The 20,406-nt window shown below is 59.3% G+C and carries 12 protein-coding genes; 7 read left to right on the top strand and 5 right to left on the bottom strand.

The genetic code is table 11. The features are described 5' to 3' along the window. Window positions 1-161: 161 nt before the first annotated feature. A complete protein-coding gene (locus FF098_RS08565; RefSeq protein WP_155139564.1) occupies window positions 162-2,666 on the top strand; it encodes a glycoside hydrolase family 9 protein in 2,505 nt (834 codons plus the stop codon). Here the strand turns inward: FF098_RS08565 and FF098_RS08560 are convergent. Then, the gene (locus FF098_RS08560) at window positions 2,663-4,465 is read right to left on the bottom strand and encodes a PAS domain S-box protein (protein WP_166426433.1); all 1,803 of its coding nucleotides are present in this window, start codon (window positions 4,463-4,465) and stop codon (window positions 2,663-2,665) included. The two genes, FF098_RS08565 and FF098_RS08560, sit on opposite strands and share 4 nt — an antisense overlap. A 149-nt stretch (window positions 4,466-4,614) precedes the next feature. On the opposite strand from FF098_RS08560, the gene FF098_RS08555 reads away from it, so the two are divergent. Beyond that, window positions 4,615-5,166 carry a hypothetical protein gene (locus FF098_RS08555; protein WP_155139563.1) on the top strand — a complete coding sequence of 184 codons (552 nt, stop codon included), beginning with the start codon at window positions 4,615-4,617 and terminating at the stop codon, window positions 5,164-5,166. A gap of 3 nt (window positions 5,167-5,169) precedes the next feature. On the opposite strand, the gene FF098_RS08550 is transcribed toward FF098_RS08555, so the two are convergent. The 3 genes from FF098_RS08550 to FF098_RS08540 all read right to left on the bottom strand — a co-directional run bounded on the left by FF098_RS08550 (window position 5,170) and on the right by FF098_RS08540 (window position 9,709). Next, window positions 5,170-6,519 carry a patatin-like phospholipase family protein gene (locus tag FF098_RS08550; RefSeq protein ID WP_155139562.1) on the bottom strand — a complete coding sequence of 450 codons (1,350 nt, stop codon included), beginning with the start codon at window positions 6,517-6,519 and terminating at the stop codon, window positions 5,170-5,172. Window positions 6,520-6,596: 77 nt separating this feature from the next. Continuing rightward, the gene (locus FF098_RS08545; RefSeq protein ID WP_205967449.1) at window positions 6,597-8,603 is read right to left on the bottom strand and encodes a S9 family peptidase; all 2,007 of its coding nucleotides are present in this window, start codon (window positions 8,601-8,603) and stop codon (window positions 6,597-6,599) included. Between the two features lie 92 nt (window positions 8,604-8,695). Next, window positions 8,696-9,709: a cupin-like domain-containing protein gene (locus FF098_RS08540; RefSeq protein ID WP_155139559.1), complete on the bottom strand. Its 1,014-nt coding sequence runs from the start codon at window positions 9,707-9,709 to the stop codon at window positions 8,696-8,698. Between the two features lie 584 nt (window positions 9,710-10,293). Between FF098_RS08540 and FF098_RS08535 the strand changes: the two genes are divergently transcribed. The 4 genes from FF098_RS08535 to FF098_RS08520 all read left to right on the top strand — a co-directional run bounded on the left by FF098_RS08535 (window position 10,294) and on the right by FF098_RS08520 (window position 18,701). Beyond that, window positions 10,294-13,992, top strand: a complete 3,699-nt coding sequence (locus tag FF098_RS08535; protein ID WP_155139556.1) for a TonB-dependent receptor — start codon at window positions 10,294-10,296, stop codon at window positions 13,990-13,992. A 139-nt stretch (window positions 13,993-14,131) separates the two neighbouring features. Continuing rightward, window positions 14,132-15,667, top strand: a complete 1,536-nt coding sequence (locus FF098_RS08530; RefSeq protein WP_155139554.1) for a tryptophan halogenase family protein — start codon at window positions 14,132-14,134, stop codon at window positions 15,665-15,667. Next, window positions 15,664-17,172: a tryptophan 7-halogenase gene (locus FF098_RS08525; protein ID WP_155139552.1), complete on the top strand. Its 1,509-nt coding sequence runs from the start codon at window positions 15,664-15,666 to the stop codon at window positions 17,170-17,172. Before FF098_RS08530 ends, FF098_RS08525 begins: the two co-directional genes overlap by 4 nt. 11 nt (window positions 17,173-17,183) lie before the next feature. Then, entirely contained in the window at window positions 17,184-18,701 is a 1,518-nt protein-coding gene (locus tag FF098_RS08520; protein ID WP_155139550.1) for a tryptophan halogenase family protein, read from the top strand. A 58-nt stretch (window positions 18,702-18,759) separates the two neighbouring features. Here FF098_RS08520 and FF098_RS08515 read toward each other — a convergent pair whose 3' ends face one another. Continuing rightward, window positions 18,760-19,536, bottom strand: a complete 777-nt coding sequence (locus FF098_RS08515) for a ThuA domain-containing protein (protein ID WP_155139549.1) — start codon at window positions 19,534-19,536, stop codon at window positions 18,760-18,762. Window positions 19,537-19,683: 147 nt separating this feature from the next. Between FF098_RS08515 and FF098_RS17940 the strand changes: the two genes are divergently transcribed. Next, window positions 19,684-20,307: a gluconate 2-dehydrogenase subunit 3 family protein gene (locus tag FF098_RS17940; RefSeq protein WP_155139547.1), complete on the top strand. Its 624-nt coding sequence runs from the start codon at window positions 19,684-19,686 to the stop codon at window positions 20,305-20,307. The last annotated feature ends 99 nt before the right edge of the window (window positions 20,308-20,406 follow it).

Below are 20,406 nucleotides of genomic sequence, written 5' to 3'. Positions count from 1 at the left end.
GCCCGTAAACATTAACTATAAAAATGGCGCAAATACTGGCTTTGCGTCCGGGTCACAGGTGAAAAAGTTAAGAAAATAATGTCCATGACAACGGTGACACAGGCGGCATCCTCGCCTAGCGTAACCGGCAATAACAAAACAGAATTCAAGTGGAGAAATCGATGAGGAAGGTCACCGGCATTGCTGCCGCCCTGTGCCTGCTTGCCCCCATGGTCGCCCCATCGGGTGCCGCCGCGCAGCTGGAACTGAACGACAAGGAATATTTCGAGGCACCCGGGCTGAACGTCACCGTGTTTGCCGATTACTATCCTGACGGGCACCAGACCGGCGTGACCATTATCCAGCATGGCCAGCGTGTCGCCGCCAACGGTGATGTGCGGCTTGAAGCCTCGCCCGGCCAGTGGTCGCCGGTGCCGAAAGCGGTCGAGCGAACGGTCGATGCCGAGAACGGCATCATCAGCCAGAGAATGGCGTATCCGGATGAATCGAAGGACCGGACCGGGTTCAACCCCATTATCTATCCCGATCTCGACTTCGAATATGAGGTGAAGGTCCGTGCGGGTGAGGGCAACAGCGTGATCGTGTCGGTCGATCTCGATGAGCCGATCCCGGATGAATGGGCCGGGCGCATCGGGTTCAATTTCGAACTGTTTCCGCCGCATTATTTCGGCAAGGCCTTCCTGATGGACGGGGATAGTGGCGAAGAAGCGGGGTATTTCCCGGTGCAGCCGAACGGGCCACTGGTCGACCATCATGGAGAGACACTGGCCGAACCACTGGCGACAGGCACGACGCTGAGCGTTGCACCGGACGATCCCATGGTGTCGATGGTGATCAGCTCCGATGACGGGCTGGAGCTGTGGGACGGGCGCACCAACCACAATAATGGCTGGTATATTGTCCGTACACCCATCCCTGCGGGGGCGACGGAAGGCGCGATCGAATGGACGATCACGCCAAATGTCGAGACGGACTGGATGTATGAGCCGGTGGTGCAGGTCTCCCAGCTCGGTTACGGGCCGAACCAGCCCAAGCGCATCCTGATCGAACAGGACAAGCGTGACACGAAGGCCGACCGGCTGGCGATCTATCGCCTGACGCCGAATGGCCGCGAGGAAGTCTCTGCCGGCACGCCAGAGGCATGGGGCGAGTTCCTGCGCTATAATTATCTGGAATATGATTTCTCCGACATCACCGAGGCGGGGGCTTATGTGGCCGAGTATCGCGGGCGGACGACCCATGCCTTCCGTATCGGGAACGATGTGTTCGGGCGTCATGCCTGGGCACCGACGCTGGAATATTACCTGCCGGTACAGATGTGCCATATGCGGGTGAACGAGAAATACCGCGTCTGGCACGGCCTCGATCATCAGGACGATGCGCTGATGGCGCCGGTCGATCTCAACCATTTCGATGGCTATGTCTCGGGGCTGGAGACGATGACGCCGTTCGAGCCGGGCGAGCACGTGCCGGGCCTGAATGCCGGTGGCTGGCACGATGCAGGCGATTACGACCTGCGCGTCGAAAGCCAGATCGGCACTGTCTGGCTGCTGACGAAGATGATCGAGGAATTTGGTCTCGACCATGACGCGACCATGATCGACCAGGACAACAAGCTGGTCGAGCTGCACCAGCGAGACGGCGTCAACGACATGCTGCAGCAGGTCGAGCACGGTCTGTTGTCGGTCGTTGGTGGCTATGAAGCCCTCGGCCGACTCTATCGTGGCATCATCGTGCCGACCAACCGGCAATATGTGATGCTGGGCGAGGCCAACGACCAGACTGATGGCTTCGTCTGGAGAGAAGACAGCGTCGTGCAGCAGCGCAAGGATGGCTATGAGGCGATGGATGACCGCTGGGTCTTCACCGAGGATAATCCGAGCCGGGAGCTTTATACAGCGGCCGGGTTGGCCGCGGCATCGCGGGTCATGCGGGGCTATGATGACGACCTTGCCGAGCGCACGCTGGCAGCGGCCAGGGGCGTTTACGAGATGTCTTTCGACCGGGCTGACAGCGTCCACAACCGGGTCTTCGTTCTCAGCGAGCTGTACCAGACGACGGGTGATACAGCCTATCTCGACAGGCTGGTCGAAATGGAAGATGCCCTGCTGGAAGATATCGACGCGACGGGATGGATGCTGGCGTCGGCGCTGCCGATGATAGAGGCAGAAGGCGGCTATGGCGATTTCCTGACTGCCCTCGATGCCCGTGTGGCGGAGTATCAGGAGAAAGTTCGTGAACGCTCGACCGAGACACCCTATGGTGTGCCTTACGAGCCGGATATCTGGGGCGCGGGCTGGACAATCCAGCGCTTTGGCGTCGAGCATTATTTCTTTACCAGGGGCTGGCCGCAGCATGCGGATGAAAAACTCTATCTCGATGCGCTGAATTTTGTTCTCGGTGTCCACCCGGGGGAGAATACGATCTCGTTCGTTTCGGGTGTCGGCGCGAATTCTGCCCTGATCGCCTATGGCACGAACCGGGCCGACTGGTCGTTCATCCCCGGCGGGTCGATCTCCGGCACGGCGCTGATCAGGCCTGACCTGCCGGAACTGAAGGACTGGCCGTTCTTCTGGCAGCAGACAGAATATGTGATGGGCGGCGGTGCAACGAACTACATGTTCCTCGCCCTCGCGGCAAACGCGCTTTACGCCGAAGAGGACTAGCCGGAGGCGCCGTCCTGCGGGGTGAAGATCTCAAGCCCGGTTTCGATGAGCCTGAGGAGCCTGCTCATCGGAACCGGCTTTGACAGGGACGGGTAGCCGGAAAAGATTTCCGGTTGCTGGCCTTCGGAATAACCCGAGACCACAATGAAGGGGATACCCTTCTCCTGCAGTTTCTCCGCAACGGGTACGGAGTTTTCCCGGCCAAGATTAATGTCGAGAACGGCGATATCGCATTTTTTCTTCTCGATCATGTTGAGGGCCTGTCGCACGCTGGCGGCAGGGCCGGCGACATCGTAACCGGCTTCCTCAAGGCTGATCTGCATCTCGATTCCGACAAGGGCCTCGTCCTCGACGAGCAGGATGCAATGCCGGGAAGAGTCAGGGATCTGGTCGCCTTTACCGGCTAGGCCGGAAGGCCGCTTGCCGCCTTCGAAGATGCTGCCGTCCTTCGTCTCCAGACACCACCGAAGCCCGGTCTTCTCGAAATCAGCTTTTACAGTGCCGCCGAGCCCCATGGAGGCCATTTTTTCCAGCACGCCGGTACCAAAACCCATGGTTTCCGGTTCGGTCACGTCGGGGCCGCCCGCCTCCTGCCACTGGAGGGTAAGGCCACCTGGCGAAAGCTCCGTGCCCGGTATGGTCCAGCTGATGGCGACAGACCCCGTGTCGTTGGACAGGGCGCCATACTTGCTGGCATTGGTCGCCAACTCATGCAGGGCGATGCCCAGGGTCTGGGCGCTGGCGGCGGTCAGCATCACGTCCGGCCCTTCGAAAGTGATCCGGGTGCCGATTTCATCTTCGAACGGGGTAAGCTGGTGGCGGCACAGCTCGTTCAGGCCGATGCCCCGCCATTCATTGTTCACGAGGATATCCTGATTGCGCGACAGGGCCTGTATGCGTTCTGAAAACCGGGCGTTGAATTCCTCGTGGGTCGCACCGGTGGTTTGCCTTGCGATGGCCTGGACGAGGGACAGCATGTTTTTGGTGCGGTGGTTGACTTCCTGCATCAGCAGCTGGACCTGCCGGTCGTGGTCGATGCGTTCGGTAATGTCAGTATTCGTTCCGACCCACATGGTCACGGCACCGGCCTCGTCGCGTATTGGCAAGGCGCGGGAGAGAAACCAGCGATACTCGCCCTCCTTGCTGCGGAGCGGGAAGGTGTCCTCCCACGGCTCGCCCGTGTCCCATGAATATTGCAGCCGCTCGACCACACGATCGACATGGTCGGGATGGTGGACGGCCCGCCAGCCCCAGCCCTGCATTTCTTCTAGCGTGGTGCCCGTATAATCGAACCATCGTTGGTTATACCAGAAGAGCCAGCCCTTGCGGTCCGCCATCCAGGCGAACTGGGAGATGTTGTCGGCGAGCGCACGGAAACGGGATTCACTTTCCTCCAGCAGGGCACGGTCGAGTTTGCGTTGCGTGATGTCGCGGGCGATCTTGGATGCGCCGATGACGGCACCTGCGTCATCATGGATCGGTGAAATGCTGACAGAGATGTCGATCAGCGTGCCATTTTTGGTCAGGCGCTGGGTCTCGAAATAGTCGACCCGCTCCCCCTGGGAAATCCTCGCGAGGATGTCGTCTTCCTCGTGGGCGCGATCTTCGGGGATCAGCCTGCGGATCGAGGTGCCGATCATTTCATCGGCGGTATAGCCGAACATCGCCTGTGCAGCCGGATTCCAGCTTGTGATGATGCTGTCCAGCGTCTTGCTGATAATGGCATCATTGGATGAGTTGATGATCGATTCCAGCCATGACCGGGTAGAACTGGAAATTTCGGGTTGTCGGTCGCTCACGGGTCGCTCTTGTTATATATCGCGTTAGGATGTCACCTTTAGAGAGTGCATCGTGAAAGTTAAAGTGCGGTGGGAATGTCGCCTTGCCTCGCCGGGGAAGGCAGAACTGTTTAAAATAGTTCCACTGAAATGCGATGAAAGCGGAAAAAATGATAAAAACCTTTCACAGGGCCTCCGCCCGTTGCCTGTTTGTGTTCTTTGGCCTGACTCTTACCCTTGGCGCCTGCGGCGGCGAGAATAGCGAGGGGGCTGGTGGACAGGATGGTGCGCGCCTTGAAGTGCCATGGGCAAGTGTGGCCGCCGAGGCGGTGATGGCGAGCGAGGCACAGGCCGCCATCCTGCGTGAGCAGGGCGTGACGGATGACCTGCTGGCAGATGCCGACATGCCGGTGCTGGTGCCGGGCGACGAGCAGATGCTCGGGCGACTGGAAATTAACGCCAAGAGCCACCTTTACGTGGCCTATATGCGCATGCCGGATTATGTGCTGACCGTTACGGGCATCAGGCTGGCCCAGCCGCGCGAAACCCAGGCTTACGAACAAAGCGGCAATGTCGGTGAGCGCCGGTTCTATCGCTGGGGCAGTTTTTATACCGTGCGGGTCGATTGCGAGATCGCCGACGCCGAGCCGGGCGAATGCGACCTTCGCCAGCGGGTCGATGACGTCATCGGGAACCTCATCCTGATCAATCCGCCGTCTTGACGCTTAGCGCTCCAACCGCCCGAGAATATGGGCAAGCTTGCCGCCCTCCGCTGCGCGCAGCATGGGGGCGGTTTCCATTTCCGGTTCCTCGACCTCGGCCGGGTGGGCCGGTTCGCCGGATGCCGTCAGGTCGAAGCGTTCCGGGAAATGGACATCCCTGACCAGTGTCTCGGCCATGGCCTGGCCGATTTCATAGGCGAGAGCCATCCCTGCAGGGTCGGTCATGTTGCGCACCGTGGCGAGGTGCTTGTCCGACAGCTTGATGCCGAAGTCGCGTTCAAGCTCCTTTTGTCCGAGAACGGACTGGTAGCGCTGGATCGACAGGAGCGGCTGGCTGGTCAGGTAATCGTCACGCAGATCGCCGATCTCTGAATCGATGACCTTCGGGTCCGGGCTGTCGCCGACCCATTGCATCAGCAGCTCGATGAAATCCTCATTGCCGGAGATCATGGAGGTCAGCGCCTCCAGCGTCCGGGTGATCTGCAGCTTCTGGCGGATCTCCTTCTCGTGCAGCTTGACCGCCATCGAACCGGTGCCGATGGAATGCATGATCAGGTCGTCCTGCGATAGCGTCCAGCCGTAATTATAATTGCGCAGGCCGGCCAGCATCAGCAGCTGGAAGCACGGGTTGTTGTGCGGGGTGATGCCGCCATCGACGAACAGGCCGTATTCGCGGCCCTTGAGGATCTCGATCCGTTCCGGCTGAAAATAATGCGGGGCGGCGGTCGAGCCGCGCACGATATTGGCGATGGGGTAGTGTCGGTTGCCGAGATAGCTGCCGTCCGGCGGATCATTGAAATACAGGGCATCGGGGTGGTTGTGCAGTACCCAGACGGAATTCGTATCGACCCGCTTGGCGATGAGCGCAAAGCCGGTGGCGATATCCTCCGAGCCGAGCGTCATGTCGCCGAAGACGTCTTCCAGTTGCTTCAGGAGCCGTTTGCCGTCGAAGAGGGCGTGCCACAGGCCCTTGCGGAAGAACGAGCCCTTGAACACGCCGGGGGCCATGTCGAAATAGAAATCCTTTATCTCGCTGGCGCTGAAGCGCTTGCCCGCGAGGGCGGCAGCGATGATAGAGCCGGTGGAGGTGCCGCCGATGAGGTCGTAATAATCGCACAGGCGGAAATCAGGATGGTTGCCATGGCGCTCGCGCAGCAGCGCCTCGATCCGCTCCAGCACGGCGATGGCCATGACACCGCGCACGCCGCCACCATCGAGCGCGAGCACGCGCTTGCGACCTGCAGGTGACAGATGGTCAGAAAGGGTGCGTTTGGGATAGGGCAGCGGCGGCAAGGATGCTGCGGGTGCGGAATATTTTGAACTGACGCCGAACAGTCTTTTCAGAAATCCCATGCTCTCCCCCAATCTACCCCTATATGCCCTTCAAGAAAAAACCCTCCCGGATAACCGGGAGGGTATCAAGATCAGGTCTATTCTTCAGACTCTGATGTTTCGGCTGCTTCCCCTTCACCATCCGGCGACCCCTCTGGTGACCAGGGCGTTTTCAGGTACTGGTCGAGGAAGGTGACATAGGCCTCTGAGGCCTCGATCCGGTTCTCGCGCTTTGAGAAGCCGTGGCCCTCATCCTCGAAAACGACATATTCGACCGGCACGCCGTTGGCGCGGACCGCCTCGACGATTTCGTCGCTTTCGACCTGCAGGACGCGCGGGTCGTTGGCACCCTGCACGACCAGCAGCGGTACACGGATGTTGTCGGCGTGGAACAGCGGCGAGATCGCGCGGTGGCGTTCAGCATCCGTTGCCGGGTCGCCCATCTCGTCGAACAGCGCCTCGCGGAAAGATTCCCACCAGGGCGGGATCGATTCCAGCGTGCGGACCCAGTTCATGACGCCGAAAATATTGATGCCGACCTTGTAGACATCCGGCTCGAAGGCGAGGGCGGCACCAACCATGTAGCCGCCATACGACCCGCCGATAATGCCGATCTTCTCGGCATCGACATAGGACTGCTCGGCCAGCCATTTTTCGGCATAGACGATATCCTGCAGGTCGACATCGCCGTGGCGGCGGTCATCCATGTGAAAGAACGTCTTTCCGTAGCCGGACGAGCCGCGATTGTTGGCGGCCAGCACGACATAGCCATGATTGACGAGATGCTGGATCGTCGCGGAATAACCGGCGCGGCTCTGGCCACCCGGTCCGCCATGGACCCAGACGAGGGCCGGGGCGGGGTTCTCTTCCGCGCCGTGCGGCACGTAGAGAACGCCGGGGATTTCCAGCCCGTCAAAGCTCTCATAACGGACGATTTGCGCATCGACGAGGTCTTCCTCGTCAATCGCCGGGTTGAGGGCATCGGTCAGCTGGGTGATTTCGCCGGTCTCAAGGTCTGCGACCATGGCGTTGTTGGGCGAGGTATCGCTCGACAGCATGAAGGCGATCCGGCTTTCGTCGCGCGAGAAGCGCACACTGCCGATATCGCCTGCGGGCAGGTCGATGGCGGTGAGCGGGGCGCCTGTTGCCGTTTCGGTGATCTTCAGCGTGGTGCGGGCGTCCTCGTTGATCGCATGGACGCGATAGTCCCCGGACGGAGAATAAAGGACATACATAACGTCCCAGTCCTCTGCTATCAGCTCGGCCTTCTCGCCGGTCGCGATATCATAGGTCCAGGCCTGGCTGAACTCGCCGAACTCGTCCGTCGAAAAAACAAGCTGGGAGCCATCGGGCGTGAAGTCGTAGACGCCATAAGCGATGTTGCCTTCATGCGGGGTGACATGCACCGGCGCGCCGCCGGCCTCCAGATCGGCGAGATAAACGTCCGAGTCGGCGGAGGTGCGTTCGCGCACGAGGGCGACATCGGTTCCGTCACCGCTGACAGCGGCAATCGTGTATCCCTCATCGTTCTGGAAGACGAGTTCGCGCTGGAAGCTTTCCGTGTCGTATTCATAGAGGTCGAAGAAGCGGGCATCGCGCTCATTCGTCGTGATGTAGAAGGACAGGGCGTCATCGCTCCAGCCGGCAAAGCTCGCCTTGACCTCTTCGCCCGGCGTCAGGTCCGTGGACGTGCCGTCCTCGTCGACCAGGTAGATGTGGTTCAGTTCATCGCCGCCTGTATCATGGGTGACAAGGATGCGCTCATCGCCGGGGAAATATGATAGGGCGAAGGTGGAGTCCGTGTCCGACGCCGTCAGGGTTGCAGGCTCGCTGCCGTCGATCGGCAGGGCATAGGCGTTGAAAATGCCGGTCTCGTCGGAATGGACAAGGATCGCGTCGTCATCAGGCGAGAAGGCAAAACCGGCGGAACTGGCCATGCCATAGCTGGTTGTCTCGAAAAACGCGGCGGCCCCGTAAGTCTCGACCGTGCTCGTCCCGGTTTCACTCTGACCGGCCGGTGTAACTTTCTCGCTGGTGCAGGCACCGAGCATCGCGCAGCTGGCGGCCGCGCCCATCAATGCATTGAGCAGGTGGGTATGTTTCATGAAATCCCCTTCGTTACTGTTACCCTCTTGCGGCAACTCTATGGGAGAAGGGACCAGCTGTCAGCACAAAGATGGAGGCCGGCAGGGCGCGGCTATCGCAGCATGTCGGCGATGGCCAGCCTGATTTCGCGAGCCTTTTCGGGTGCTAGTTCGCCCAGAATGCCGCGCCGCTCTTCGGGCAGATGCGCGCCCGGATCTCCCTGCTGCTGGAAGACATAGTGATCGAATGCCGCCTTCCAGGCTTCCCGGTGGGCTGGCGGAAGGTTCTTGATTGTCAGCATGGCGTGCAGCAGTGCATCGCGCGGCTGGCTGCGATCGCCGCCGCCGGGCGTCCACCAGTAGTTGATGAGCATGTTGATCTTGTCCAGCGATCGCACATGGTGCCACCACAGATAGGGGACATAGATTGCATCGCCCGGCTCCAGCTCGGCTGATCGTGCCGCTTCCATTGCCCTGGAAAAGCGCGGGAAGCGCTCCAGGTCAGGGGCGTCGAAATCGACCAGGCTGATCGGCACGCCGGCCGGGGTCAGCTCGAACTGTCCGATGTAAAGATTGGCGACCTGCTCCGGCGGGAACAGGGTAAAAAGGCGCCGGCCTGCTGCGACGCAGGCAATGTTCTCGGACGGGTCCTGATGAGCGGCGATGGTCACCGAATTGCCGAGCCAGAGCCGCGGGCCGATGGCACCGTCGAGCAATGGCATGCTGTTCTGTCCGGCGAACCCTGGCAGGTAGTCGTTCATCGGCACGGACTGGATGGCATGAGCCGGTGGCCGGCGATCATTCTCGTGGTCGATCAGGTAATCCAGTGAAGAGCGGATCGGGATCTGCTCCATCCTGAAATTAAGCCCGCTCATGTCGTCGTTATAGAAGAGCCGGCCTTTCAGGGATGGGGGCCCGCTGGCCGTGCTGACCGCGCCGCCGCGGTCGAACTGGCGGATATAGTCCAGGACGTCCCGCCCTGATGACCTTCCCGCCATCACCACCGGCCAGTCCGCCACGAGACCCCGCATGATCACCGGTTCACCGGCAGGCAGGATCTCGTTCTGGAAGATGTCAAACGTTACATTGTCTCGTTCAGCTATCGGGCGCGGTGATGCAAGTTCCATGGTTCGGGATCCGTGTCCTGTCGTTCTGAATAGGGCTATGCCAGTTGACGGTTGGTCGCCGCCGTCATGAGAAAGTCCTCGGCGTCACTTCTTGGTAGTGAGGTAAATCAGATCGGCCCGACGCTGGCAAGGAGATTGCCTCTCAGTCGCAGGGCGCAAAAATTGCCCTTTTAATTGTCATGTGGGCGCTAACAGACACCGTGAGACGTTGGCGCTAACATCACATGATATCCAGTGATGCTTTTTGGCACCAATAGCCATAAAAATTCCAGTTCTTGCTCCAATTTGCTCAAAATACGGCTGTTTTGAGATAGGCACCAAAAAATCCGCTTGATTGATAAATTTGAAATATCTATCACTGGAATGTGAAATTGCTGCAATGTTGGCTTCCGCGTCACGAACAGTTGAACAAACGCGGAATTCCAGCAGCGATTGAATTATAAAAGACGTCGGGAAAACCGATGGGACCGGAAACGCCGCGCGAAAAATCGCAGACAATTCTTGTCCAACCGCAATGTCCGGTGACAGCGCGGAGAAAAGATTTGGGAGCGTAAACATTCAGTGCCAATGGGAGGGCAAGGGAAATGAAATCACTTAACTCTAGTTCCAAAACACGGGCTTGGGCCCTGACGGGTGCCTCTGCGCTCGTTCTCGGCGTCGCCGGCGTGCCGTTTGCGCCGTCCATGGCGTTCGCACAGGACGACGTCGACACCGTCGAAGAAGATGAAGACGATATTGAAAGCCTTGCCAGCGACGATACGATCGTTGTTACCGGCGTGCGCTCTTCGCTGAGATCCGCCCAGCAGATCAAGCGCGGCGCCGACACCGTCGTCGACTCCATCACCGCGACCGACATCGGCGCGTTCCCGGACAAATCCATCGCCGAAGCGCTGCAGCGTGTTGCCGGTATCACGGTTAACCGCTTTGCTGCATCGAGCGACACGGCGCACTTCTCTGCCGAACCGTCGGGCGTTATCGTCCGTGGTCTGCAGCAGGTCCGTTCCGAGTTCAACGGCCGCGACACCTTCTCCGCCAACTCCTCGCGCGGCTTGTCCTGGTCGGACATCTCGCCGGAGCTGATGGCTGGCGTCGATACCTACAAGAACCAGACGGCCGAGCTGATCGAGGGCGGTATCGCCGGTACGATCAACCTGCGCACCCGCGTGCCGTTCGATTCCAACGGCCGCCTGATCGCCCTGTCTGCCAACGCCAACTACAACAGCCTTGCCGAAGCAACGACACCGGAAATCTCCGGCATCTTCTCCGATCGCTGGGAAACCGAGATCGGTGAGTTCGGCATTATGGCAAACGCTGCCTTCTCCGAAGTCCAGACGAAGTCCGAAGGTCTTCAGCTATACCGGATGAACCGCTTCGGTGTGAACAACCCGGATACGGACGCCCAGAGCTGCGGCGTGAATTTCTTTACCGCCGATGGGCGCCAGGTTCAGTACACCGCGCCGGGCTTTGCAGTTTATGACGACGAGAGCTGTAATAATAACGGCCAGATCGACGAGAGCGATGGCATCTTCTTCGTACCGTCCCAGATATTCGCCCGCGACAACACCTACTATCGTGAGCGCACCGGTGTCTCCCTCGCTGCTCAATGGCAGGACCCGGACAAGAAATGGCTGGCAACTGCACAATACCAGCGTTCCGAATATGACCAGCGCTGGGAAGAATATGTCGTCTTCGGCATTCCGGCTGACTTCTCTTACGGCGAGTCGATTTTCTATGTGGTTCCTAACGCGGATCCGGATGGCAACCCACGGCCACCGCAGCCTCTCGTGGGTACTGATCCGTTCGTGTTCAACAATGATGGTCTGTTCCAGCAGGGCACGCTCGTCAATGACACCGGCTGGTGGGGCAATAACGGCACGGAAGCTGCCCAGTTCCTGTCCAACGGCGACGGCGAAGCTCTCGTCAACCCGTGCTATGGCTGGAACGGCTGCGCGCCGCGTCAGCGTGGTTCCGACGTTCTCACCGAGAGCCGGTCGAACAACAACACGAACCTGACCGAAGATTTTGGCTTCAACCTGAAATATGCGCCGACCGACCGCCTGCGGTTCAACTTCGACGCCCAGCGTGTCGAGGCTGAGGTGTCTAACTATGACATCACCGCTGCGCTGCAGACTTTCGGTAACATCCAGCTCGACCTGACCGGCGAATATCCGGACATCAAGTTCCTGCCGGGTATCAATATCAACTATTCTGATGGTGAGGCTGCCGGTGCGGAAAACACCAATGCCGAATATCAGTCGAATACCTATGACAACTCGGTCTTTGGTGATCCGTCCAACTACTTCATCAAGCACATCATGGACCACATCGAAGACTCCGAAGGCACGGAAACGGCCTTCCGTGGCGATGCGGAATATGATTTCGTTGACAGTGGCTGGTTCCGCTCGGTCAAGGTCGGTGCGCGTTATGCAAACCGCGAACAGCTGATCCGCAACTCCACCTATAACTGGCAGAACGTCGCCAACAACTGGACCAACAATGCCCAGTACGCGAACCCGCTTGCTGGCCCGGTTTCCTCTGCTGATCTCTATGACTCTGTCCGTGGCCGTTTCGGCGCTGACGGGTTCCTCGGCTATGGCGCCAATGGTGTTGAAGTCCTGCCTTTCGGTATCGATCTCGGTAACACTGACCTCGGTTCCGATGAGTGGGTCTTCTTCAACATGGATCTCCTTCAGGACAAGGATGCCTTCGCGGCTGCCTATGGTCGTGAAGGGGTCGGCGGTGTCGGCAATGACGGTCACTGGTCGCCGATCTGTTCCGGCGGTGGCGAGCGCGGCCCGAATGGTCCGAACCCGGCCTTCCGCGAAATGGCTGGCTCATGCTACGGCCCTGGCGAAATCGCTGACGTTCAGGAAGAAACCCTGGCCGGTTACGTCCAACTCAACTTTGGCGGTTCCGATGCGGAACTATTCGGCATCCCGTTCAGTGGTAATATTGGTGTTCGCTACGTCGAAACCACCAACACCAGCACGGGCAGCCTGATCATTCCTGCGCTTCCGGATGCTTACTTTGCTGAGTATGTTGCGGCGACGGACGATGATACGGGCGATCCAATCCTCGACCCGGAAACTGGCGAGCAGACGTTTGAACCAACCAGTACCATCCTGCCGCGTACTTTTGAGAACCTTGCCTGTTACAGGCTGACGCCGCGCCGTGATCAGGAAACCGGTGAAGTCAGCGTGCCGCCGGTTCCGTACACCCCGGGGTGCTTCATCTCTCAGGATCAGTTCAACTTCCTGAGCGGTGGCAACATCGAAACGACCACTAAAAAAGAGCATGAGCACTGGCTGCCGAGCTTCAACATCAAGTTCGACCTGTCGGACGAGTGGCTGATCCGCTTCGCTGCCTCCCGCGCCATGTCCCGTCCGGACATGGGGACGCTGCGCAACTTCGCCAATGTCGGCGTGACTGTGCCGAATTCCTCGGGTGATTTCGATCCGCAGCTCTACACCACTGATGGCAGCGGCAACATCACAGGTATCACGCCGATCTATCGCGGTTCTGCCCAGAACCCGTTCCTTGCACCAGTGATGGCGAACCAATTCGACATCTCTCTCGAGCGTTACTTCGCCGATGTCGGTTCGTTCTCCTTCGCCGTATTCTACAAGGAGTTTGAGGACTACATCCAGGTTGGCGAGTATGAGCGTCAGGTCACCAATAACGGTGTCACCGAAACGGCCCTCATCCGCGGTCCGCAGAACGGTGAGGGCGCATCGATCCAGGGCTTCGAGGTTGCCTATCAGCGCTTCTTCGACTTCCTGCCGTCTCCTTGGGACGGGCTCGGTGTCCAGGCCAACTACACCTATGTCGACAACCAGGGCATCACCAACTCCCGCGTTGTCAATGACGGTGCGAGCGGCGACGGTGAAGACAGTGGCCAGGTTGGCGGCGGTTCCGAGAACCAGGTCCAGGTTGATCGCCTGGAAGGTCTCTCCGACCACTCCTACAACCTCGTCGGCATGTACGAGAAAGGTCCGTTCGCGGCCCGTCTCGCCTACAACTGGCGTAGTGAATACCTGATCACGGCTCTCGACTGCTGTGTGGCCACGCCAATCTGGAACGAAGAGCAAGGCTTCCTTGACGCATCGCTCCGTTACCGCGTGAACGACAATGTCGAACTCAGCCTGCAGGGCCAGAACCTCCTGAACACCAAGACGGTGACGGAATCACAGGTTCAGAACTCTTCCGATGGCGGCTTCCGGGTCCCGGGTTCGAAGTTCCAGAACGATGTCCGCTACACCTTCGGTGTCCGGATGAAGTTCTAGTCATTGCCTGAGGGCCTGACTTAAGCGTCACCCCTCTCGCGGCTCGCCGATACCGGTTCGACCGGGTCTCGATGTCGCGGGAGGGGTGATCTCTTTTCAGACACAGTGTATTGTCAGGGACAGCAGGATAAATTGTGTCATGGATACTCCCCTGAATATCGTGATCGTGGGCGGCGGAACGGCCGGCTGGTCCGCAGCGGCAGCCATCGCCGGTGTGGTGTCACAGAATGTCGCCACCGTGCGACTGATCGAGTCCGAAGAAATCGGCACGGTCGGCGTCGGCGAGGCAACGCTGCCCCACATGAAGGAATTCAACGATCATATCGGCGTCATCGAGGCCGACATGATGCAGCAGGCCAATGCCACCTTCAAACTCGGCATCGAATTCGTCGACTGGGGTTACAAGGGCTCATCCTATATCCACCCTTTCGGTGTGCACGGTCAGCCACTAGGCGGGGCCATGTTCCATCACCAGTGGGTGCGATCAAGACTGAGCGGCGACGAGTCGAGCCTTGGCGATTACAGCTATCCGATCATGGCCAGCCGCGCTGCGAAGTTCGACTTTCCGTCCAGGGACAAAAACCAGGTCAGTTCGACATATTCCTATGCCTATCATTTCGATGCCGCACTCTATGCCCGCTATCTGAGACGGTTTGCCGAGCGGCGGGGCGCAATGCGCACAGAGGGCAAGGTCACCGACGTTTCCCTTGACGGCGAAAGCGGGGATATCGCCTCCATCACGCTGGAAAACGGCGAGACGGTGACAGCCGACCTCTTCATCGATTGTACCGGTTTCCGGGCGCTTCTGATTGGCGACGCTTTGGGTACGGATTATCAGGACTGGAGCAAGTGGCTGCCCTGCGACCGGGCGGTTGCCGTGCCGTGTGAGCGCCAGCCGGGCAAGCTGCTACCATACACCCGCGCGACCGCGCGCGATGCTGGCTGGCAATGGCGCATCCCGCTGCAAAGCCGGACCGGCAACGGCTATGTCTATGCCAGCGACTTCATCAGTGAAGACGAGGCGGCCGGCACGCTTCTTTCCAGTCTTGACGGCGAGGCGCAGGGCGACCCCCGCTTCCTGAAATTCCAGGCTGGCCGCCGCGTGGGCTCGTGGCAGAAAAACTGCGTTGCAATTGGCCTGTCCAGCGGGTTCCTCGAGCCCCTGGAATCCACATCCATTTACCTGATCCAGCAGGCGATCACGACCTTGTTGTCATTCCTGCCACGCAAGAAGATCGATCCGGCCCTTCGCACCGAATTCAATCGCCTCATCGATCTCGAATATGACCGTGTACGGGATTTCCTGATCCTGCACTATTATGCGAACACCCGGGACGATGCCGACCTGTGGCGCTATTGCCGTTCCATGGAGGTGCCGGACAGCCTGCTGGAAAAGCTGGAATTCTTCCGTACCAGCGGGCATGTCGAGACATACAGGAATGGCCTGTTCACCCCGGCGAGCTGGCTTGCCGTCTATATCGGCCAGGGCGTGATGCCCGAGCGTTATGACAGGCAGGCAGACAAGCTCCCGCTCGATGAAATGTTGGGCGAAATCAGGAAGATGAAGGCACAGATCGCAGAGCGCGTAGACCGCATGCCAAGTCATGGTGTTTTCGTGGAAGACTATTGTCCGTCCAATGACGTTCCCGAAGCGATTGCGGAGGCCGTGGAATGAGCCGCCCGATTGAAACCATAACCGTGGTCGGGCGCGATGCCGCGCTATGGCTTTCCGCCCTTGGCCTGCAACGGGCCTATGGCAAGGTCGGTGTAAAGGTTCACGCTATCGAACTGCCGTCACTGCTGCAGCCTAATGACGTATTGAGCACATTGCCAACCACCTATGGCCTGCACGGATTGCTCGGGATTGCCGAGAACAATGTCTTCAGGTTTGCAAAGGCGTCCTATGTGCTGGGGCAGCGATTTGCCGGCTGGTCCGGGTCGCGCCCTCCCTTCATGCATCCTTACGACTCGACCGGCACGAATTTCGGGCATGTCGATTTTGTCCATTTCTGGCAAAAGGCACAGCGAGCAGGGATGAACGTACCGTTCGAGAATTTCTCGATTGGTGCTGTCGCCGCAGCGCAGGGGCGCATCGCTGACCTGAGGGAATCTGCGACACCATTTTCAAAGGCCGCCCAGGGGTTCAATCTCGATGCCTTCAGCTATGGCCAGCTGCTGAAGGCGTATGCGCTGAAGAGCGGCATTGCCCATAGCCAAGGCATCTTGGAAAAGGTGGATGTCGCAGAGGGGGCGGTCATGTCGGTCACGCTGGCCGACGGGACGAGGCATGAGGGTGACCTGTTTGTCGATGCCACCGGGCCGCAGGCATCCCTGATCAGCCAGCTCGATGAAGCGGGGCCCGACTCCTGGGATCATCTTTATCCGTGCAATCGGATGATGGTGATGGCCGGTGCGCCGGTGTCGCCCGCACCATCCTACAGTCATATCCAGGCGTTCAGGGGCGGCTGGGTCGGCATGTTCCCGTTGCAGGATCGCACGGCGATCGTCGCTGTCTATTCGGATGACGAATTGTCCGATGAGGACATGACGCAATCCGTGCCCGTCCTGTCCAGTGTGCCGGTGTCGGGAGATGCCGTCGTCAGCTCACTGAACACCGGATTGCGCCGAAATGCCTGGGTCGGCAATTGTGTTGCGCTTGGCGAGGCTGCCGTGATGCTGGAGCCGCTGGATGCGGTGTCCCTTCACCCCTTGCATACCGGCCTGTCGCTGCTGGTCGATCATTTCCCAGCTGCTGCCGATGCAATGCCGCAAGCGCGCCTTTTCAACCGCAAATTTGCCGGTCACATGGAAAATATCCGGGACTTCCAGCTCGCCCATTATCGTCTCAACCAGCGCTATGATGAACCGCTGTGGGACAGGGCGCGCGAAATGGAAACGCCGGAGCGGCTTGCCTACAAGCTTTCCACGTTCAAGGCGACGGGACAGGTGCCGCTTCATGATGACGAGGCCTTCGAGAAAGAGAACTGGACCTCGATCATGATCGGGCACAATCACCTGCTCGACCAGTATCACCCGCTTGTCGATGGCGTACCCGATGCCGAACTGATGCAACGTTTCCAGGCCATGCTGAAATTCATTGCCGAGGAAGTCTCCGAGATGACGTCCCTGTCGGCGCATATGGAACTTTATGCGCCGCAAAAACCCAGAAGCTCTTTCTAGGATAGAAGCCCATGCAGAAGAAAATCCGGAAAATAGTAATTGTCGGCGGCGGTACGGCGGGGTGGATGGTCGCGGCGGCGCTCGCGAAAACTCTTGGTACGCATCACCATGACATCGTGCTGATCGAGTCCGAAATGATCGGCACTGTGGGGGTGGGCGAGGCGACCATTCCGCAGATCGCCCTTTATAACAGCGTCGTCGGTCTCGATGAGGCCGAAATGATGCGCGAGACGAATGCGACCTTCAAGTTGGGGATCGAGTTCCGCGACTGGCGCAAGCTCGATCACAGCTATTTCCACCCGTTCGGGTTTTACGGCGTCGACATGGGCGGCATCAGCTTCTCTCATTACTGGCTGCGCTGGAAAAAGGCCGGGGGCAATCTCGACTACACGAAATTCAATGTCGAGACGGAGGCCGCGCGCGACGAGAAATTCCTGCGCACGAACGATGACAACAATATCTACATGCCGTCGGTCAATTATGCCTATCAGTTTGATGCGAGCCTGTACGCGAAATATCTGCGCATGATTTCTGAAAAGCGTGGTGTACGCCGCATCGAGGGCAAGATCGTCGATTCCGCCCAGAATGCAGAGAGCGGCTTCATCGAGAGCGTCAAGCTGGAGAATGGCCAGAGCGTCACCGGCGATTTCTTCATCGACTGTTCCGGCTTCCGTGGCTTGCTGATCGAGCAGGTCTACAAGGCGGGTTATCATGACTGGAGCAGCATGCTGCCGGTCAACAAGGCGGTCGCCGTGCCCTGTGCCAAGAACGGTCCGCCACTGCCCTATACACGCTCCACGGCGCGGGAGGCCGGGTGGCAGTGGCGCATCCCGCTGCAGCACCGCACCGGTAATGGCTATGTCTTTTCCGGCGAATTCATCAGCGAGGACGAGGCAACGGCAAGGCTGATGAACTCGCTCGACGGGGAGCCGCTGGCGGACCCGAAAGTGCTGAAATTCACCACCGGCGTGCGCAAGAAAAGCTGGATCAAGAACGTCGTCTCCGTCGGCCTGTCAAACGGCTTCCTGGAGCCGCTTGAGTCAACCTCCATCCACCTCATCCAGGTCGCGATTGCCAAGATCCTGGCGATGTTCCCTGGGGATCAGATACAGACTGGCCTAGTCGATCAGTATAACGAGGAAATGCACTGGGAATACGATCATGTGAAGGACTTCCTCATCGCCCACTATCATGTGACCGAGCGCGATGACACGCCGTTCTGGAACTATGTGCGCACGATGGAAATTCCGGACGAACTGAAACGCCGTCTGGAAACCTTCCGCAATCGCGGCGAGACGCTCTGCCACAAGAGCGAACTGTTCAAGGAAGTCAGCTGGTTTGCTGTGCTCTATGGGCAGGGCCTGGAGCCGACGGGATATCATCCTGTCGCCAACTCCATCTCAGAGGATGACCTGAAGCTGCGCCTCGCCAAGATACGCTCCGGCATTCAGGACAGGCTGAACGGGATGCCGTCCCATCAGGAATTCATCGACAGGTACTGCGCCGCGAATTCCCTCATGTCGGCGTAATGAAAAAAGGCGCCGGATGACTGATCCGGCGCCTGATCGATTTGTATCGCCGACAGGCCTATTCGGTGTCGTCCAATACCCACGCCATGCCACCGGCGACGTGATCAAGGAAGACCGGATCGGAATAGGTTTCGACCGTATGGCCCATGGATGTGTAGAACACCCGGCCGCCATCGAATTCCTGCGACCATGAAATGGGCTTTTCCTCGCCTGCCGGCTCGCCGATCGATTCCGGGTCCAGCGTGACGAGCAGGTCCACCGACGGGTCAAAATTCGCGATCCAGTACCATTCATCGGTGCGCGAGAAGACCGGATCCATATGGGTCGTCGACGGATGATCGCCGTTGACGACAGTCAGTTCCCCGGTCGGCGTTCCTTGCGGATGGCTCTCGAAATAGCCGCCCATCATGTCGCCATACCAGTCCCAGCTGTAATGGGAATCAGAGGCACCATGGATGCCGACGACACCTTTTCCAGCGCGGAGGAAATTCTGCATGGCCTCGCGCCGCTCGCCGACGAACCATTCATTCTCCACTTCCTTGCCGGTGGTGGAATTGAGGAAGACGATCGCATCGAACTGCTCAAGATCCTCATCATTGAAGATTTCCGGATCGTCGCTGTTGGTCACGCTGTAGCCTTCGCGCTCGCCCAGTGCCGTCAGTGCCTCGACGCCTGCCGGGATGGAATCATGCACCCAGCCCGTCGCGAGGGAAAAGACCAGGATTTGCGGTGTATCGGCTTCTGTCGTGTTGCCTTGCTCGGCATTGCTGCAGGCGCTGGTGGCGAGCAGGCAGATCGCCCCGGCGAGGGCAGTCGTGTACCTGAAATTCATCATCGTTCCTTCCCTGAATTTTTGGCCCTTGTTTTAATGCCGGACCATAGCATGTGCGGCCCCTGATCTGAAGCATTCGTTATCGCCCCGAATGGCTGGACAAGAGGGGGCCGGGCACCATAGAGTTTGTAAAAAAGTAAGGGCAAGAAAGTGAGTTCATCCCCATCCAGCGGGTTCAGCAGGCGCCAGCTTCTGTCTGGCAGCGCGCGGCTTGCCGGCGGCCTTGCCGTTGGCGGCGGCCTTTCCGCTTGTGGGTCCAGCGAAGGCAAGGAGCCGACGGATGAGCTGGCGGCAAAACTTGCCGGCCTGACCACCCGCGACGCCGTGCGACGGCCCGGGCATTTCTTCTCGGTAGCCCAGTTCCGGCTGCTGGAGCGGATCAGCGATCTGATCATCCCTGACACGGATACGCCCGGCGCGCTTGCCGCCGGGGTGCCGCAGGTGATCGACCGCATGATGGTGACATGGGCATTGGCCGAAACGCAGGGCGAATGGCTCGAAGGGCTGGCCGCCATCGACACGCGCGCGCGGCGTGAGCACGGCATGGCGTTTGTGGGGCTCGAGCCAGCTGTGCAGTTCGATTTGCTGTCGCGCCATGATGCCGACGCCCTGTCCAATGGCGATCAGAACTACAGACAGATAAAGTCAACGATCGTCGAGGCATATTATTCTTCCGAACCCGGTGCAACAAAAGAGCTCAGATATGATCCGGTCCCCGGTCCCTATCAGGGGTGTGTACCCTTCGAGGAGATCGGCCGGACATGGGCCACGTAACTTGGGCCACATGAATTGGGCCACATAATCATGGTTGCCGTTGAGCGACCAGACCCAACCGGTCGCCAAGAGCCGGTGCATAATCTGCCGGCACGCCGG

The sequence above is a fragment of the Aquisalinus luteolus genome, assembly GCF_009712425.2.
Lineage (GTDB): Bacteria > Pseudomonadota > Alphaproteobacteria > Caulobacterales > Parvularculaceae > Aquisalinus > Aquisalinus luteolus.
The sequence above is the reverse complement of the archived record's forward strand: the minus strand, read 5'-3'. Positions and strand labels throughout refer to the sequence as shown.

What these genes read in the sequence shown, in the direction of transcription:
- FF098_RS08550 (WP_155139562.1), bottom strand. Translation starts at nt 6,519, where the DNA reads ATGGGATTTCTGAAAAGACTGTTCGGCGTCAGTTCAAAATATTCCGCA.
- FF098_RS08530 (WP_155139554.1), top strand. Translation starts at nt 14,132, where the DNA reads ATGGATACTCCCCTGAATATCGTGATCGTGGGCGGCGGAACGGCCGGC.
- FF098_RS08525 (WP_155139552.1), top strand. Translation starts at nt 15,664, where the DNA reads ATGAGCCGCCCGATTGAAACCATAACCGTGGTCGGGCGCGATGCCGCG.
- FF098_RS08520 (WP_155139550.1), top strand. Translation starts at nt 17,184, where the DNA reads ATGCAGAAGAAAATCCGGAAAATAGTAATTGTCGGCGGCGGTACGGCG.
- FF098_RS08555 (WP_155139563.1), top strand. Translation starts at nt 4,615, where the DNA reads ATGATAAAAACCTTTCACAGGGCCTCCGCCCGTTGCCTGTTTGTGTTC.
- FF098_RS08540 (WP_155139559.1), bottom strand. Translation starts at nt 9,709, where the DNA reads ATGGAACTTGCATCACCGCGCCCGATAGCTGAACGAGACAATGTAACG.
- FF098_RS08545 (WP_205967449.1), bottom strand. Translation starts at nt 8,603, where the DNA reads ATGAAACATACCCACCTGCTCAATGCATTGATGGGCGCGGCCGCCAGC.
- FF098_RS08535 (WP_155139556.1), top strand. Translation starts at nt 10,294, where the DNA reads ATGAAATCACTTAACTCTAGTTCCAAAACACGGGCTTGGGCCCTGACG.
- FF098_RS08565 (WP_155139564.1), top strand. Translation starts at nt 162, where the DNA reads ATGAGGAAGGTCACCGGCATTGCTGCCGCCCTGTGCCTGCTTGCCCCC.
- FF098_RS08515 (WP_155139549.1), bottom strand. Translation starts at nt 19,536, where the DNA reads ATGATGAATTTCAGGTACACGACTGCCCTCGCCGGGGCGATCTGCCTG.